Source organism: Streptococcus sp. HMSC071D03, from assembly GCF_001812125.1.
Lineage (GTDB): Bacteria > Bacillota > Bacilli > Lactobacillales > Streptococcaceae > Streptococcus > Streptococcus pseudopneumoniae_N.
In genome coordinates, this window is record NZ_KV807788.1 from 1 (window position 1) to 235 (window position 235).

At 38.3% G+C, this 235-nt stretch carries 1 pseudogene; it reads right to left on the minus strand.

Going from position 1 to position 235, the window contains the following annotated elements:
• A pseudogene (locus HMPREF2837_RS08090) lies at positions 1-235 on the minus strand (IS30 family transposase); the annotation flags it as partial.

A 235-nucleotide genomic window follows, 5' to 3' on the forward strand; every position in this document is an offset into this window, starting at 1 on the left:
GATTGACCAGCGGGTTTAAAATTGGTGCTAGCTTGTTTCTTAACAGATTTTCCTTTTCTAGGATAGAGCAGATCCTGTTTGGTTAACCCCAATTTTCCATGATGAATCCAGTAGTAGATGGTAGAAATGCCCACGTTAACCCCTTTAGCCTTGACCATCATTTCAGGAGAAAACTTTTGATTATGATAGTGGAGAATCTTTTCCTTTAGTTCCTTGGTTAAGCTTGATTTCTTGA